Here is a 13,067-nt window from a genome sequence, read left to right on the forward strand (position 1 = left end):
GTCGTTTTCCTTTTACGGCGCAGGTCCGGGAAGATGTCGATAACGGGCGTCCATCCGAAGGTGCCGGATTTCAAAGCGTTGGAGCATTTTATCCTGCCAGTGAAACAGGGAAATGTTCCCGGCGCAAATCGGGTGGACTTTTCGTTGCGGCCGTATTTGGGGACCGCGCGGCGCGCCTGCAAGGCGGCCCGGCCGCTATCTTTTTCGGCAAGTAAGGTTCCGGGCGCCTCTTGCGGCTCTGGCGGGAACGACCGATCTCGTGCACTGATCGACTGGCACAGAAACGCCGACGGATGCCGCCATGACACCACAGGACCTGCAGGCCTATCTTCACGCCCATATTCCGCTGTCGGCGGCGATGCAGGTCCATGTGGAAATGGTAACCGAGGAAAGCGTGCGGCTTTCTGCGCCCTTGCCGCCGAACATCAATCATCGCGAAACGGTGTTCGGTGGCAGCGCTTCGGCGCTCTCGATCCTGTCTGCGTGGTCGCTTCTGCATGTGCGGTTACGGGCAAGCGGCGTCAAGGCGCGCCTGGTGATCCAGAGCAACCGAATGGACTATCTCAAACCCGTTGCCGGTGCCTTTGCTGCGCGTTCGTCACTGGCAAATGCCGAATTGTGGCCAGGCTTCCTGCGGATGCTGGAAAGGCGGGGCAGGGCGCGGGCCGTGGTTAAGGCCGACCTGCTTGATGGCGACGCCGTCGCCGGCCACTTCGAAGGTGAGTTCGTCGCCCTTACTAACGACAGCACCTCCGGGAACAACGCGGCGTAGGAGAAGGACGGGCACCCTGCGCTTTCTGGCCCGACCCTAGCGGCAGTAGCGATAGTCGTTGCGGCGATCGATGACGTCGAGATGCAGGTGCGTCTCATGCGCAGCATCACTGCCCGGGTCGAGCACGGTCCTGAAATAGAGGCAGGCGGTGGCGGTGACGGCGCGCTGAAAGGCACCGTCCATGGATCCGTCCTCATCGCGTGGCTGGATGGCGATCGTCGTCTTGTTGCTCAAGGTGAAAGAGGCGATGTCCACGGCGTTGCCGTGGGCATGCTCGGAGATCTTGCCAGTCGTCGCATTGTTGCGCAGGCGGCAGACATAGGTCGACGCCTGGTTCAGCGCCTTGATTTTCACGTTTCTGTCGAAGGCGACTTCGGCCGCCGGCTGAACGGCTTCCTTCGTCCACCGGGCGAGCGCCAGCGCTGTCTCGCAGCGCATCAATCCCTTGGGCGACAGCTCGACGTCCGGAAGGATGGACGTGACGTCGAGCGGTTTGTCGATGCCGCAGCCCTTGCCGTCATCGACGCGCTTGGCTTCGCTGAAGCTTGCGCCAAGGGATTTGAGGTCCGAGAGACATTTGGCGTACTCGGTAGCATTTTCACTTTCGACGGGCGGATAGATAACCGGCGCGTCTTTCGCCTTGTCGTCCTCTTGCCGGTCCTTTGCGTCCGTCGCTGGCTTTTGATCGTCCCCCTTGGGTGGCTCATCCTTTTCGCCCGGTTTTTCCTCGGGAACGGACTGCGTGCCCTCCTGCTGCGGTTGGCGCTGCACCTTTCCGCTCCCGGTCTCCTCGCCTGATGTCTCCGGCTTGGCTTCGGGTGTCGGAACAGCCGTCTGCGTGCCCGTGTGCGTTGGCGGCTTTGTTGTTGGGATAGGGCCGGATTTCGGCAGGCTTGCGCCGGCAAGCACCAGAGAAAACAGCAGAATCAAGGGAATAGTGCGGCGCATCCGGTTCCTTTCGCATCTTTCGCGAGACGGACTCGCGCCAAGGGAACGCACGGGATCGGATCTGGTTTCATCGCTTTAAGCAGAGAAACGTTGCAGTTCGGCAACGCCTCGAATTGGGACGACCCCATAAATTGTGGGGAGTGTCTTTGTATGTTGACAATTAAACTCATGTTTTTTATCCGGCATAAATGTGGCGACGACGTGTCGCAACGCCCAGAACGCGCCCAGCCAGCCCCTTGAGTTCGCCGCTCAACAGCAAGCCCGGCCTCGAACCTCGAAGGATTGGTCCATGCTCACCCGGCATCGTCGCCTGGCCCTGTTGGCTTGCTCGACAACTCTTGCACTTTCCGCGGCCACGGTCGCATTCGCGCAGAGCGCGACAACCCAGACGAAGCCGGAAGAACAGAAGACCGAAGAAGCCAAGAAGGGCGAAACCTATCTCTCGCCGATCATTGCCAAGGGCTCGCGCACAGCTGACCCCTACGCCAAGGCCGGCCCGGTCAGCGTTGTCACGACCGACCAGATCGATCTGCAATCGGGTCTCGAGACCGACGACCTGCTGCGCGGCGTTCCCGGCACCTCGACTGCCAACAACCCGCAGAACCCGGGCGTTGCGGTCAACATCCGCGGCTTCGAGGGCTCCGGCCGCGTCAACATGATGATCGACGGTGTGCGCCAGAACTTCCGCTTCACCGGCCACGAAGCCCAGGGCTTTGCCTATTTCGACCCGGCATTCCTGTCGGAGATCGACGTGACCCGTGGCGCCGTCACCGGCGTCGGCGGCGGCGCACTCGCCGGTTCGGTCAACTTCAAGACCTATGACGTCGAGGATCTGATCCAGGACGGCAAGAACTATGGCGGCATCGCCTCTGCCACCTACGGCAGCAACGAGGCTGGCTGGTCGGAATCCCTGATCGGCGCCTACCGCTTCAACGACGTGTTCTCCGTTCTCGGCGGCATCAGCAAGGCCGATCCCGGCAACTACGAGAACGGCAACGGCGTTACCGTGCCCTATACCGAGGAAGACCTGCTTTCGGGCCTTTTGAAGTTCGAGATCACACCGGACAAGGACCACACGTTCAAGCTCACCGGCATCACCTATGACAACGACTTCCTGGCGAACTCCTACTTCCAGAACGTGAAGAACGAGACGGTCGCTGCCAGCTACTCCTACACGCCGGACAACGAACTCATCGACTTCCGCGCCAATGCCTATTGGAACCGGCTGCGGATGAAGTACGACACCGACGTTCGCGGTGGCGGCACGGCCGCAGGCCGCCGCATCACCGACACGGGCAAGGGCTTCGACATCTCCAACACGTCGCTGTTTGATCTTGGCGAGGTCGCTGTCCGGGCCAACTACGGCGTCGAATATTTCCGCGACGACTATGACGTCATCAACAGCGCGGCGCGTCCGTCCGGCGGCGTCAACGGCAGCGGCACCAATGCCACGACCGGCGTGTTCAGCAACACGACTTTCACCTACGGCATCGTCGATCTGACCGCGGGCCTGCGCTGGGACCACTTCAGCCTCGACGGATCGGGTGCGGTCGTCAGAGGCAACCCGATCGGCCTGCCGGCAGGCCCCTACACGGTCGACAAGTCCGACGGTCGCCTCAATCCGAACGTCACGGTCGCGCTCAACCCGACGGACTGGTTCCAGCCCTATGTGACCTACGCCGAGACTTCGCGCTCGCCGACGGTCAACGAGACCTTCGCCGGTGGCACGCATCCAGGCACGACCGGCCAGTCGTTCTTCCCCAATCCGTTCCTCGAGCCTGAAATCTCGAAGGGTTGGGAAATCGGTGCGAACTTCACCTTCGACGGCCTGCTCGACGCCAGCGACAGCCTGCGCGTGAAGGCCAACTACTTCCACAATCGTATCGACAACTACATCACCGCAGCACTCCTCGGTGGCGGTCGTCAGATCTTCTTCGTCAACAATCCCGGCACCTCGACGGTTCAGGGCTTCGAACTGCAGGCGGCCTACGACGCGGGCTTCGTCTTCGGTGACCTCTCCTACACCTACACCGACAGCAACCTGCCTTCGCAGGTCAACGGCTTCGGCGTCCAGAGCTACCTGCCTGACAACATCATCAGTGCAACGCTTGGCGCGCGTTTCCTCGAAGACCAGCGCCTGACGGTCGGCACGCGCCTCTATGCGGTGTCGAACGCTTATGTCGGCGAGATCAACCGCACGCCGCCGACCGTTCCGGGTTACGGTCTCGTCGACCTCTTCGCGAACTACAAGTTCGAGAACGGCTTCGAGGTCACGGCGCAGGTCACCAACCTGTTCGACAAGACCTACACGCCGTCGTCAAGCACGATCGCCGGCAGCTCGATCGACACCGGCCGTGGCCGCACCTTCCTGGTGACGGCGAAGGCGAAGTTCTGATAGAGTTCAGTCCTCCAGTCGGGGCGGCACCTACGCAGGGGTCGCCCCTTTTTTTGACGCAACCGTGACGGCCGGCGCCGCTTTCCCGCTTGCGCAAGGCATCAACCCAAGCTAACACTTTGGCCCATGGAAAACGCACGCAACATTTCGATCTGGTGGTGGGCTCGCTGAAGCGGCCTTGACCAGTCATGCGTGATTGAGAGATGAAGCCGCCCGGAGATTTCGAGGCGGCTTTTTTCATGTTTCGGCTGCTTACTGCGTAATTCCTTAAATCGGAATCGATTTCAGGACAAAATTATGCAGCAACTTTAAAACGTTACAGCGTCCTTGGCGCGTCTTGAAAGACGCGCGTCGCTGTAAGGACCGGGCTTTTACGGAGCGAGGCGAATGGCAACGGTAATTCTCGAGGACGGCGCGGAGAGCTATACCACCAAGGGCGGTATCGTCGTGACGCGCAGGCGGCGCGAGGCCTCCTATCAGGACGCGATCGCGAGCTATGTGGACAAGCTCGACGAGCGCCGCGGCGCGGTGTTTTCCTCCAACTACGAATATCCCGGCCGTTACACCCGCTGGGACACGGCCGTCGTCGATCCGCCGCTTGGGCTTTCCTCCTTCGGTCGCTCGCTCTGGATCGAAGCCTATAACGGCCGCGGCGAAGTGCTGCTTTCGATCATTGCCGAGCACCTGAAGACCGTGGCGGACATTACGCTTGGCGCGTCGACCAGCCGCCGCCTCGATCTGACGATCAACCAGCCTGACCGCGTCTTTACCGAGGAAGAGCGCTCGAAGATGCCGACGGTGTTCAGCGTGCTGCGCGCCGTCACCAACCTCTTCCATTCGGCAGAAGATGCGAGCCTCGGCCTCTATGGCGCCTTCGGCTACGATCTCGCCTTCCAGTTCGACGCGATCGAGCTGAAGCTGAAGCGCCCGGACGACCAGCGCGACATGGTGCTGTTCCTGCCGGACGAAATCCTCGTCGTCGACCACTATGCCGCCAAGGCCTGGATCGACCGCTACGACTTTGCCAAGGACGGCAAGACCACCGAAGGAAAAGCGGAAGCGATCGCCAGCGAGCCCTTCCGGACCGTCGACAGCATTCCGCCGCACGGCGACAACCGTCCGGGCGAATATGCCGAGCTCGTCGTCAAGGCGAAGGAAAGCTTCCGCCGCGGCGACCTCTTCGAAGTGGTGCCCGGCCAAAAATTCTTCGAGCGCTGCGAGAGCAAGCCGTCGGAGATTTCCAACCGGCTGAAGGCGATCAATCCGTCGCCCTATTCGTTCTTCATCAACCTTGGAAACCAGGAGTACCTGGTCGGCGCTTCGCCGGAGATGTTCGTGCGCGTTTCCGGCCGCCGCATCGAGACCTGCCCGATCTCAGGCACGATCAAGCGCGGCGATGATCCGATCGCCGACAGCGAGCAGATCCTGAAGCTCTTGAACTCCAAGAAGGACGAGTCCGAGCTCACCATGTGCTCGGACGTCGACCGCAACGACAAGAGCCGCGTCTGCGTTCCGGGCTCGGTCAAGGTCATCGGCCGCCGCCAGATCGAGATGTATTCGCGCCTCATCCACACGGTCGACCACATTGAAGGCCGCCTGCGCGACGACATGGACGCCTTCGACGGTTTCTTGAGCCACGCCTGGGCGGTGACGGTTACCGGTGCGCCGAAGCTCTGGGCCATGCGCTTCATCGAAAGCCATGAGAAGAGCCCGCGTGCATGGTATGGTGGCGCCATCGGCATGGTCGGCTTCAACGGCGACATGAACACCGGTCTCACCCTGCGCACGATCCGCATCAAGGACGGCATCGCCGAGGTCAGGGCAGGGGCAACGCTGCTCTACGACTCAAACCCGGAAGAAGAAGAAGCCGAAACCGAACTGAAGGCATCCGCCATGATCGCAGCCATCCGCGACGCGAAATCCGCCAATGCCGGCAAGGCGAGCCGCGACGTGGCGGCCGTCGGTGCCGGCGTGAACATCCTGCTCGTCGATCACGAGGACAGCTTCGTTCATACGCTCGCGAACTATTTCCGCCAGACGGGCGCGACGGTGACGACGGTGCGCACGCCGGTTGCCGAGGAAATCTTCGACCGGGTGAAGCCGGATCTCGTCGTGCTTTCACCCGGACCTGGCAACCCGAAAGACTTCGATTGCAAGGCGACCATCAAGAAGGCGCGGGCGCGCGACCTGCCGATCTTCGGCGTCTGCCTCGGGCTTCAGGCGCTCGCCGAAGCCTATGGCGGCGATCTTCGCCAATTGGCGATCCCGATGCACGGCAAGCCGTCGCGCATCCGGGTGCTTGAACCCGGCATCGTCTTTTCGGGGCTCGGCAAGGAAGTCACGGTCGGCCGCTACCACTCGATCTTCGCCGATCCGTCGAGCTTGCCCAACGACTTCATCATCACCGCCGAAAGCGAAGATGGCACGATCATGGGCATCGAGCACACCAAGGAGCCGGTGGCGGCCGTGCAGTTCCATCCGGAGTCGATCATGACGCTCGGCGGTGACGCCGGCATGCGGATGATCGAGAACGTGGTGGCGCATCTCGCCAAGCGCGCCAAGATCAAGGCGGCCTGATTGACCCGGCAACCCCGCATTCTGGTGCCGGGAAGATATTGAAGAAGCCAAGGTGCCGCTTTCGTCGTGGAAGCGGCACTTTCCGTTTCTACTTTGCCGCCTGAATGGTCGGCACGCCTTCGCAGCGGTCGGCGAAAAGCCGCTCACTCAGGAAATCGACGAAGACGCGGACCTTGGGGGAGAGGTGGCGGTTCGACGGCCAGAGGAGGTGGAACTGTCCGGGCGCATCGAGGTGGGAGACGAGCACCGTGCGAAGCCTGCCGTCGCGCAGATGGTTGCGGGCAAGAAAGTCCGGCAGGCAGCCGATACCGAGGCCTGAGAGCACGGCGCCGCTGAGCGCCTCCATATTGTTGCAGTTGAGCACCGTCTTCAGGCGTGGTTCCGCTCCCTCAGACGGCGCGATCGGCCATTCCTGCAGCTTGCGGCTATTGGGAAAGCGGAAACGGACTGCGTGGTGCCCGTCGAGGTCGCGCGGACATTCGGGCACGCCGTGGGTCTCGAGGTATGCGGGCGCGGCGCAGAGCAGCAGCTGGAACGGCCTGAGCGCGCGGGTCATCAGCCGTGAGTCCGGCAGCACGCCGCTGCGGATCGCGACATCGATCTCCTCGTCGATCAGATCGACGATCCGGTCGCTGAAGTCGAGGTCGAGTTCGATTTCGGGGTAGCGCCGCACGAAATCCGGCAGTACCGGCAACAGCAGATGGTAGCTGACGATCGGCACGCTGACGCGCAGCCGACCGCGCGGCATGGCCACGGCGTCCGCTAGCGAAGCCTCTGCGTCGTCGAGATCGTCGAGGATGCGGCGGCAGCGTTCGTGGAAAAGGCGACCTTCTTCGGTGAGCCTGATGCTGCGTGTCGAGCGCTGCAGCAGGCGTACGCCGAGTTGCTTTTCGAGATTGGTCACCGCCTTGCCGACCGCGGACGCGGAAAGACCAAGGACTCGCCCGGCCGAAACGAAGCTGCCGAGATCGGCGGTGCGCACGAACGCGGTCAATCCGCTCAAGCGATCCATGGTTACTCCATTCGAGCGTTTTGTTCCGGTATGTGTGGAGGAATGCCTCTCTATTCATCGCATTATGTCGAAAATATCCTGCATTCGTCAATTGATACCCTGTTGTCGCTAACCAGTCGCCGCGGAACTCCAACCGAGTCTGCGTGGGTATCTTCTTTGCTCGAACGAACGGATGCGAGGCATGAGAGAAAAGATCAAGGACGGGCGCGGCCGCTGGTTCGTGCTGACTTCAGTTTGTCTGGCAGCAGCGGCGATGCCGCTCACCTTCACCGGCCCGGCGGTGGCGCTGCCGGCGATCAGCCGCAGCTTGGGTGCCGATCCGATTGCCCTCAACTGGGTGACGAATGCCTTCATGCTCACCTTCGGCAGTTCGCTGATGGCGGCCGGTGCTCTTGCCGACAGTTATGGTCGCAGGCGCATCTTCCTCGGCGGGCTCGTGGCTTTCCTTCTGGTTTCGGTGGGTCTGGCCTTTGCCGGCGACATCGTCTGGTTCGACGTCCTGCGCGCGCTTCAAGGTGTCGGCGCGGCGGCCGCCTTCTCCGGCGGCATGGCTTCGCTGGCGCAGGAGTTCGACGACAACGCGCGGCTGAGGGCGTTCAGTCTTGTCGGTGCCAGTTTCGGCGTCGGTCTTGCCTTCGGACCGATTGCGTCCGGCCTGATGGTCGAGGCCTTCGGCTGGCCGGCGATCTTCGTTCTCGTCGTGGCGCTCGCGGCGCTTTCTCTGCTGCTGGGAGCGGTCTTTCTGCAGGAGACCCGCGATCCGGATGCCCGCGGCCTTGACTGGAAGGGGGCTGCAAGTTTCACCGCAGCGCTGACGTCGCTCACTTTCGCCATCCTGCAGGCGCCGGAAAGTGGCTGGATCCATCCGCTTGTTGTCGCCATGTTCGTGTCCTCCGCACTGTTCTTTCTGGCGTTCTGGCGGATCGAGCGTTCGGTTGCGCGACCGATGCTGGATTTGACGCTCTTTCGCTACCCACGTTTCGTTGGCGTGCAATTGCTGGCGGCAGCACCCGCCTATGGGTTCGTCGTGCTTCTGATCCTGCTTCCGGTGCGCTTTATCGGCGTCGAGGGCATGAGTGCTGTCGACGGCGGGCGCATGATGATTGCGATGTCTGCGCCGCTTCTGATCCTGCCGGTCGCGGCGGGCCTTCTGACCCGGTGGTTCACGCCGGCGGCAATCTGCGGGGCGGGCTTGCTGCTTTCGGCCGCCGGTCTCTTCTGGCTGAGCCGGTTTCCGGTTGGATCCGACCCCGTCGTGCTGCTTGCCCCTTTGCTGCTGATCGGTCTCGGCATCAGCCTGCCCTGGGGACTGATGGATGGGCTTGCCGTCAGCGTCGTGCCGAAGAAGCGCGCCGGCATGGCGACCGGGATCTTCAGCACGACGCGCGTGGCCGGCGAGGGGGTGGCGCTGGCGATCGTGACCGCGGTGCTCTCGGCACTCACGGCGTCGAGGCTCGGTGCTGAGGTCGGCGCAAATGCTGGCGCGATGGCTCAACGGATCGTGACTGGCAATGTGTCGGGGGCGAGGCTGCTTTCGCCTGAAATCTCGCAAGCGGCCTTGCTGAAAGCCTATGGCGGCGCCTTTAGCGGTCTGCTGCTGGTCTTGACCGGCATAACCGTGCTGACGGCGATCGTCGTCTTTCTGTTCGTCGGACGAGGCGGGGAGATCGTCGAAGGCGTGGACACAGATGTCGAGCCGATGCCTTTCGACGCGGCGCAACTCAGCGAGACCGGGATGAGCCGCAGCAACCTTTGACAACCGACGCCTAATCCCGCATATGCTTGTACCACAGACCGCCTGCGCGAAATTCGCGCGGGCGGTTTTGCGTTTCAATGGGCTTGCGTTTGCAACTCGTTTGCATCTGCATAGGGAATGATCAAAATGTCTGCGTCCGACAACCGAACCGTCCTGCGGCTTGCCTTCTGGGGCATACCGCTGTCTCTGGTCGTGCTGGGGCTGAAGCTTCTCGCCTGGTGGCTGACGGGATCGGTCGCGCTTCTGTCCGATGGTCTCGAATCCACGGTCAACGTGATCGCGGCAGTGATCGCCTATCTGATGATCGGCTATGCCTCAAAGCCGGCGGATGCCGGCCATCCCTTCGGCCACCACAAGGCAGAGTATTTTTCAGCGGTCATCGAGGGCGTACTGATCGTCGTCGCCGCGCTGCTGATCGTATGGGAAGCGATACCAGCGGTCATGGCGCCCGGGGTGATGGAAGCGCCTGCTCTCGGCCTCGCGATCAACTTCGCTGCCGGCGTCATCAACGCCATCTGGGCCTATGTTTTGATCACGGCCGGCCACAAGCACCGTTCGCCGGCATTGAGCGCCGACGGCCATCACATTTTCTCTGATGTCGTCACCTCGATCGGCGTTCTCGTCGGCCTCGTTCTCGCGATCGCCACCGGCTACGCGATCCTCGATCCCTTGCTTGCAGTCGTCGTCGCCTGCAACATCCTGTACCAGGGCTGGATGGTGATCTCGCGCTCGATCGACGGATTGATGGACCGGGCGGTTTCTGGCGAAGAGGAAGAGGCGATCAAGCAGGCGATTGCGGCCAATGCGGCAGGATCGCTCGGCGTGCACGATCTAAAGACGCGCCAGGCAGGTCCGGCGATTTTCGTCGATTTCCATATGGTCGTGCCGGAGGCGATGCCGGTCGGTGAAGCGCATGACATCTGCGACCGGATCGAGGATGCGATCCGGGAGGTCCATCCGGGTGCAAGAATTGCGATCCATGTGGAGCCGGAGGGCGAGAAGGCGCACGGCGTGCGCGTCAAGACGACGTCGGCGCGCCACTGACCAAGGTCGATCACGCTTCAACCGTGACAAGGTTTCCTTCTTCAGTCAGTTCTGATTTAAGGGCCGCAAACGGAGTGGGCCGGCGAAGGCATAAGCCACGCGCCTACGGGCCAACACGCAGATGGATTGACGGAGCAAGACGAAAATGAGCAAGACCGACGTATCCGGCCTTTCGCAACTGGGCGCGAAGGTCGACCTGCCGCAAAGCCCTGATGAGGCGGTGCTGGAGCGGGTGCCGAGCGGCAACAAGGGTAAGGACTATCTGGTCCGCTTTACGGCACCTGAGTTCACCTCGCTCTGCCCGATGACCGGGCAGCCGGATTTCGCCCATATCGTCATCGACTATGTGCCGGACGAGTGGCTGGTGGAATCCAAGTCGCTGAAGCTTTTCCTGCACTCCTTCCGCAACCACGGCGCCTTCCACGAGGATTGCACGATCGAGATCGCCAGCCGGCTGGTCTCGCTGCTTTCGCCGCGCTGGCTCAGGATCGGCGCCTACTGGTATCCGCGTGGCGGCATCCCGATCGACGTCTTCTGGCAGACCGGCAAGCCGCCGGAGGGCCTGTGGCTGCCCGACCAGGGCGTGCCGACCTACCGCGGCCGCGGCTGAGATCGCCGCTAAGCCCTGCGTGACGGGCGCTTGAGCCAGGCGTCGACGATGCGCGCGGCCACCTGATCGGTCGGGTCGCGCGTGTCGACCTCGAGGTCGTAGGCGCAGTAGCCATGCGTCTTGAGGTGAAAGCGCGCTTCCCCGATCGTGCGATCTCCACGCTCGCGCTCGCGACGCTCGAGGTCTTCGATCGGCGCATGCACGCCGATCCAGAAGACATCCAGATGCGCGGTTCGGCTCCTGATCTCTTCGGCCCAGCTTTTCTCCTCGACGATGTGCTCGACGATCAGATCGTTTCCGGCCTCGGCGAAAGCCGCGATCGAGCGATGAAAGCCGTCGAAGAACCGATTGCGCTCGCCGCGCATGCCATGATGCATGCCACGTTTGAGAACCCGGAATCCGGCGTCGGCAAGCTGGTCTGACGCATAATAGCAGAAGGGCTCCGGGAGGATGTCCCGGAGCGCCTTTGCAAGCGTGGATTTCCCGGCACTCGACGTGCCGTTCAGAAAGATGATGCGGCCGTGCTGCAACGCGTTGTGGTCTCAGCTGAAGATCAATGCAGCGCCGGCCAGAGCCGTCAGGCCGCCGAGGATGCGGGCAAGCACATTGCCACCGGAGAGGCGCTGAAGGGCGATGCCGAGGCCGATGCCGGCGACGTGGAGAGCCGCGGTCGCGCCGATGAAGCCGACGGAGAAAGCAAGCGCAACGGCGCTGCCGAGTTCGCCGCCATGGGCGTGGCCGTGGAAGAGGGCGAAGATGCCGACGATCGCCGCCGACGCAGCGGTGTCGAGACGAACCGCCATGGCGACGAGCAGGCCGAGTGCGACGACCGAGGCCAGGATCGCCGGCTCGACGTAGGGCAGACCGACGCCGGAAACAGCAAGCGCAAAGCCCGCCGCCATCATCGAGACGAAGGCCGTGGGCACGATCCAGAGTGCGCGGCCGCCGACCTGGGCGGCCCAGAGGCCGACGGCGACCATCACAAGGATATGGTCGAGCCCCAAGAGCGGATGCGAGAAGCCGGCGGCGAACGAGCCGTGTTCTTCCGGGTTGAGATGGGCGAAGGCCGGCGCGGCGGAAGCGATCAGCGCTGCGGCGGCGATCAGGATGCGTCTGTTCATGCGTGTCCCCATGGATCGGCGGGGCCCGGGAGGATGGCCCCACTCTTGAGTATTTGACGCGCTTGATCTTATTGGCCTTTCTTCACCTGTCTATACGGCATTTGGCGGTAGGTGTTTTTACCATAAGCGCACTGTGCTTTGCCGCTTTGTCGCCTCTTCGGTTTGTTGCATTGTCTTCGGGGTCGAGTCGCATTATCTGACTTTGACTGAAGACTTCATGAGACGCCGGAGAAACACGGATGAACGACAACGACGACGAGGACGACAAGAAGACCGAATTGCCGCTCGGCAAGGAAACGGAGGCGAACCTTTTCAAGTCGCGTTCGATTTTCATCTACGGCACGATCAACCAGGAACTGGCGCAGAAGGTCTGCTCGCAGCTCGTGGCGCTTGCCGCCGCCAGCGACGATGACATCCGCATCTTCGTCAATTCGCCGGGTGGCCATGTCGAATCGGGTGACAGCATCCACGACATGATCAAGTTCGTGAAGCCGAAGGTCTGGACCATCGGCACCGGCTGGGTCGCGTCCGCCGGCGCGCTGATCTATGTCGGCGCCCCGAAGGAGCGCCGTATCTGCTTGCCGAACACCCGCTTCCTGCTGCACCAACCGTCGGGCGGCACCCGCGGCATGGCTTCGGACATCGAGATCCAGGCACGTGAAATCATCAAGATGAACGACCGCCTGAACAAGATCTTCGCCGATGCGACCGGCCAGCCGGTCGACAAGATCGCCAAGGATACGGACCGCGACTACTGGCTCTCGGCAGAGGAAGCCAAGGCCTACGGCCTCGTTTCGCGCATCATTTCCTCGGCTGCGGACATCTGAGTTCG

General features: G+C 62.4%; 12 protein-coding genes. 8 read left to right on the top strand and 4 right to left on the bottom strand.

Annotation, left to right across the window (positions count from 1 at the left end; translation table 11 throughout):
* The first annotated feature begins 301 nt into the window (after positions 1 to 301).
* Positions 302 to 772 (top strand): thioesterase domain-containing protein, encoded by a 471-nt coding sequence (locus MKZ91_RS19165; RefSeq protein ID WP_336172655.1) that lies wholly within the window; start codon positions 302 to 304, stop codon positions 770 to 772.
* A gap of 36 nt (positions 773 to 808) precedes the next feature.
* On the opposite strand, the gene MKZ91_RS19170 is transcribed toward MKZ91_RS19165, so the two are convergent.
* Positions 809 to 1,720, bottom strand: a complete 912-nt coding sequence (locus MKZ91_RS19170; RefSeq protein WP_336172656.1) for an extensin-like domain-containing protein — start codon at positions 1,718 to 1,720, stop codon at positions 809 to 811.
* 289 nt (positions 1,721 to 2,009) lie between these two features.
* Between MKZ91_RS19170 and MKZ91_RS19175 the strand changes: the two genes are divergently transcribed.
* The 3 genes from MKZ91_RS19175 to MKZ91_RS19185 all read left to right on the top strand — a co-directional run bounded on the left by MKZ91_RS19175 (position 2,010) and on the right by MKZ91_RS19185 (position 6,692).
* Positions 2,010 to 4,115 (top strand): TonB-dependent receptor domain-containing protein, encoded by a 2,106-nt coding sequence (locus MKZ91_RS19175; RefSeq protein WP_336172657.1) that lies wholly within the window; start codon positions 2,010 to 2,012, stop codon positions 4,113 to 4,115.
* Between the two features lie 126 nt (positions 4,116 to 4,241).
* Positions 4,242 to 4,286 carry a trpE operon leader peptide TrpLE gene (gene trpLE, locus MKZ91_RS19180; protein WP_178385070.1) on the top strand — a complete coding sequence of 15 codons (45 nt, stop codon included), beginning with the start codon at positions 4,242 to 4,244 and terminating at the stop codon, positions 4,284 to 4,286.
* Positions 4,287 to 4,502: 216 nt separating this feature from the next.
* Positions 4,503 to 6,692, top strand: coding sequence for an anthranilate synthase (locus tag MKZ91_RS19185; protein WP_336172658.1), 2,190 nt, complete (start codon positions 4,503 to 4,505; stop codon positions 6,690 to 6,692).
* Between the two features lie 88 nt (positions 6,693 to 6,780).
* Here MKZ91_RS19185 and MKZ91_RS19190 read toward each other — a convergent pair whose 3' ends face one another.
* Complete coding sequence (locus tag MKZ91_RS19190; RefSeq protein WP_336172659.1) at positions 6,781 to 7,704, bottom strand: LysR substrate-binding domain-containing protein; 924 nt, start codon at positions 7,702 to 7,704, stop codon at positions 6,781 to 6,783.
* Between the two features lie 181 nt (positions 7,705 to 7,885).
* Here MKZ91_RS19190 and MKZ91_RS19195 point away from each other — a divergent pair, with 181 nt between their 5' ends.
* From MKZ91_RS19195 to queF, 3 genes are all read left to right on the top strand, one after another.
* Positions 7,886 to 9,460, top strand: a complete 1,575-nt coding sequence (locus MKZ91_RS19195; RefSeq protein WP_336172660.1) for an MFS transporter — start codon at positions 7,886 to 7,888, stop codon at positions 9,458 to 9,460.
* Between the two features lie 126 nt (positions 9,461 to 9,586).
* Positions 9,587 to 10,504, top strand: a complete 918-nt coding sequence (locus MKZ91_RS19200; RefSeq protein ID WP_336172661.1) for a cation diffusion facilitator family transporter — start codon at positions 9,587 to 9,589, stop codon at positions 10,502 to 10,504.
* 145 nt (positions 10,505 to 10,649) lie between these two features.
* Entirely contained in the window at positions 10,650 to 11,114 is a 465-nt protein-coding gene (gene queF / locus MKZ91_RS19205) for a preQ(1) synthase (RefSeq protein WP_336172662.1), read from the top strand.
* Positions 11,115 to 11,122: 8 nt separating this feature from the next.
* Here the strand turns inward: queF and MKZ91_RS19210 are convergent, their stop codons facing one another.
* Both MKZ91_RS19210 and MKZ91_RS19215 read right to left on the bottom strand, forming a co-directional pair.
* Complete coding sequence (locus MKZ91_RS19210; protein ID WP_336172663.1) at positions 11,123 to 11,644, bottom strand: chloramphenicol phosphotransferase CPT family protein; 522 nt, start codon at positions 11,642 to 11,644, stop codon at positions 11,123 to 11,125.
* Positions 11,645 to 11,656: 12 nt separating this feature from the next.
* Positions 11,657 to 12,235, bottom strand: a complete 579-nt coding sequence (locus MKZ91_RS19215; protein ID WP_336172664.1) for a HupE/UreJ family protein — start codon at positions 12,233 to 12,235, stop codon at positions 11,657 to 11,659.
* A gap of 239 nt (positions 12,236 to 12,474) precedes the next feature.
* Between MKZ91_RS19215 and MKZ91_RS19220 the strand changes: the two genes are divergently transcribed.
* Entirely contained in the window at positions 12,475 to 13,062 is a 588-nt protein-coding gene (locus MKZ91_RS19220) for an ATP-dependent Clp protease proteolytic subunit (protein WP_336172665.1), read from the top strand.
* Positions 13,063 to 13,067: the final 5 nt, after the last annotated feature.

The organism is Ensifer sp. MJa1 (genome assembly GCF_037026475.1).
Lineage (GTDB): Bacteria > Pseudomonadota > Alphaproteobacteria > Rhizobiales > Rhizobiaceae > Ensifer.

What these genes read in the sequence shown, in the direction of transcription:
- MKZ91_RS19185 (WP_336172658.1), top strand. Translation starts at nt 4,503, where the DNA reads ATGGCAACGGTAATTCTCGAGGACGGCGCGGAGAGCTATACCACCAAG.
- MKZ91_RS19220 (WP_336172665.1), top strand. Translation starts at nt 12,475, where the DNA reads ATGAACGACAACGACGACGAGGACGACAAGAAGACCGAATTGCCGCTC.
- queF (WP_336172662.1), top strand. Translation starts at nt 10,650, where the DNA reads ATGAGCAAGACCGACGTATCCGGCCTTTCGCAACTGGGCGCGAAGGTC.
- MKZ91_RS19215 (WP_336172664.1), bottom strand. Translation starts at nt 12,235, where the DNA reads ATGAACAGACGCATCCTGATCGCCGCCGCAGCGCTGATCGCTTCCGCC.
- MKZ91_RS19165 (WP_336172655.1), top strand. Translation starts at nt 302, where the DNA reads ATGACACCACAGGACCTGCAGGCCTATCTTCACGCCCATATTCCGCTG.
- MKZ91_RS19195 (WP_336172660.1), top strand. Translation starts at nt 7,886, where the DNA reads ATGAGAGAAAAGATCAAGGACGGGCGCGGCCGCTGGTTCGTGCTGACT.
- MKZ91_RS19175 (WP_336172657.1), top strand. Translation starts at nt 2,010, where the DNA reads ATGCTCACCCGGCATCGTCGCCTGGCCCTGTTGGCTTGCTCGACAACT.
- MKZ91_RS19170 (WP_336172656.1), bottom strand. Translation starts at nt 1,720, where the DNA reads ATGCGCCGCACTATTCCCTTGATTCTGCTGTTTTCTCTGGTGCTTGCC.
- MKZ91_RS19190 (WP_336172659.1), bottom strand. Translation starts at nt 7,704, where the DNA reads ATGGATCGCTTGAGCGGATTGACCGCGTTCGTGCGCACCGCCGATCTC.
- MKZ91_RS19200 (WP_336172661.1), top strand. Translation starts at nt 9,587, where the DNA reads ATGTCTGCGTCCGACAACCGAACCGTCCTGCGGCTTGCCTTCTGGGGC.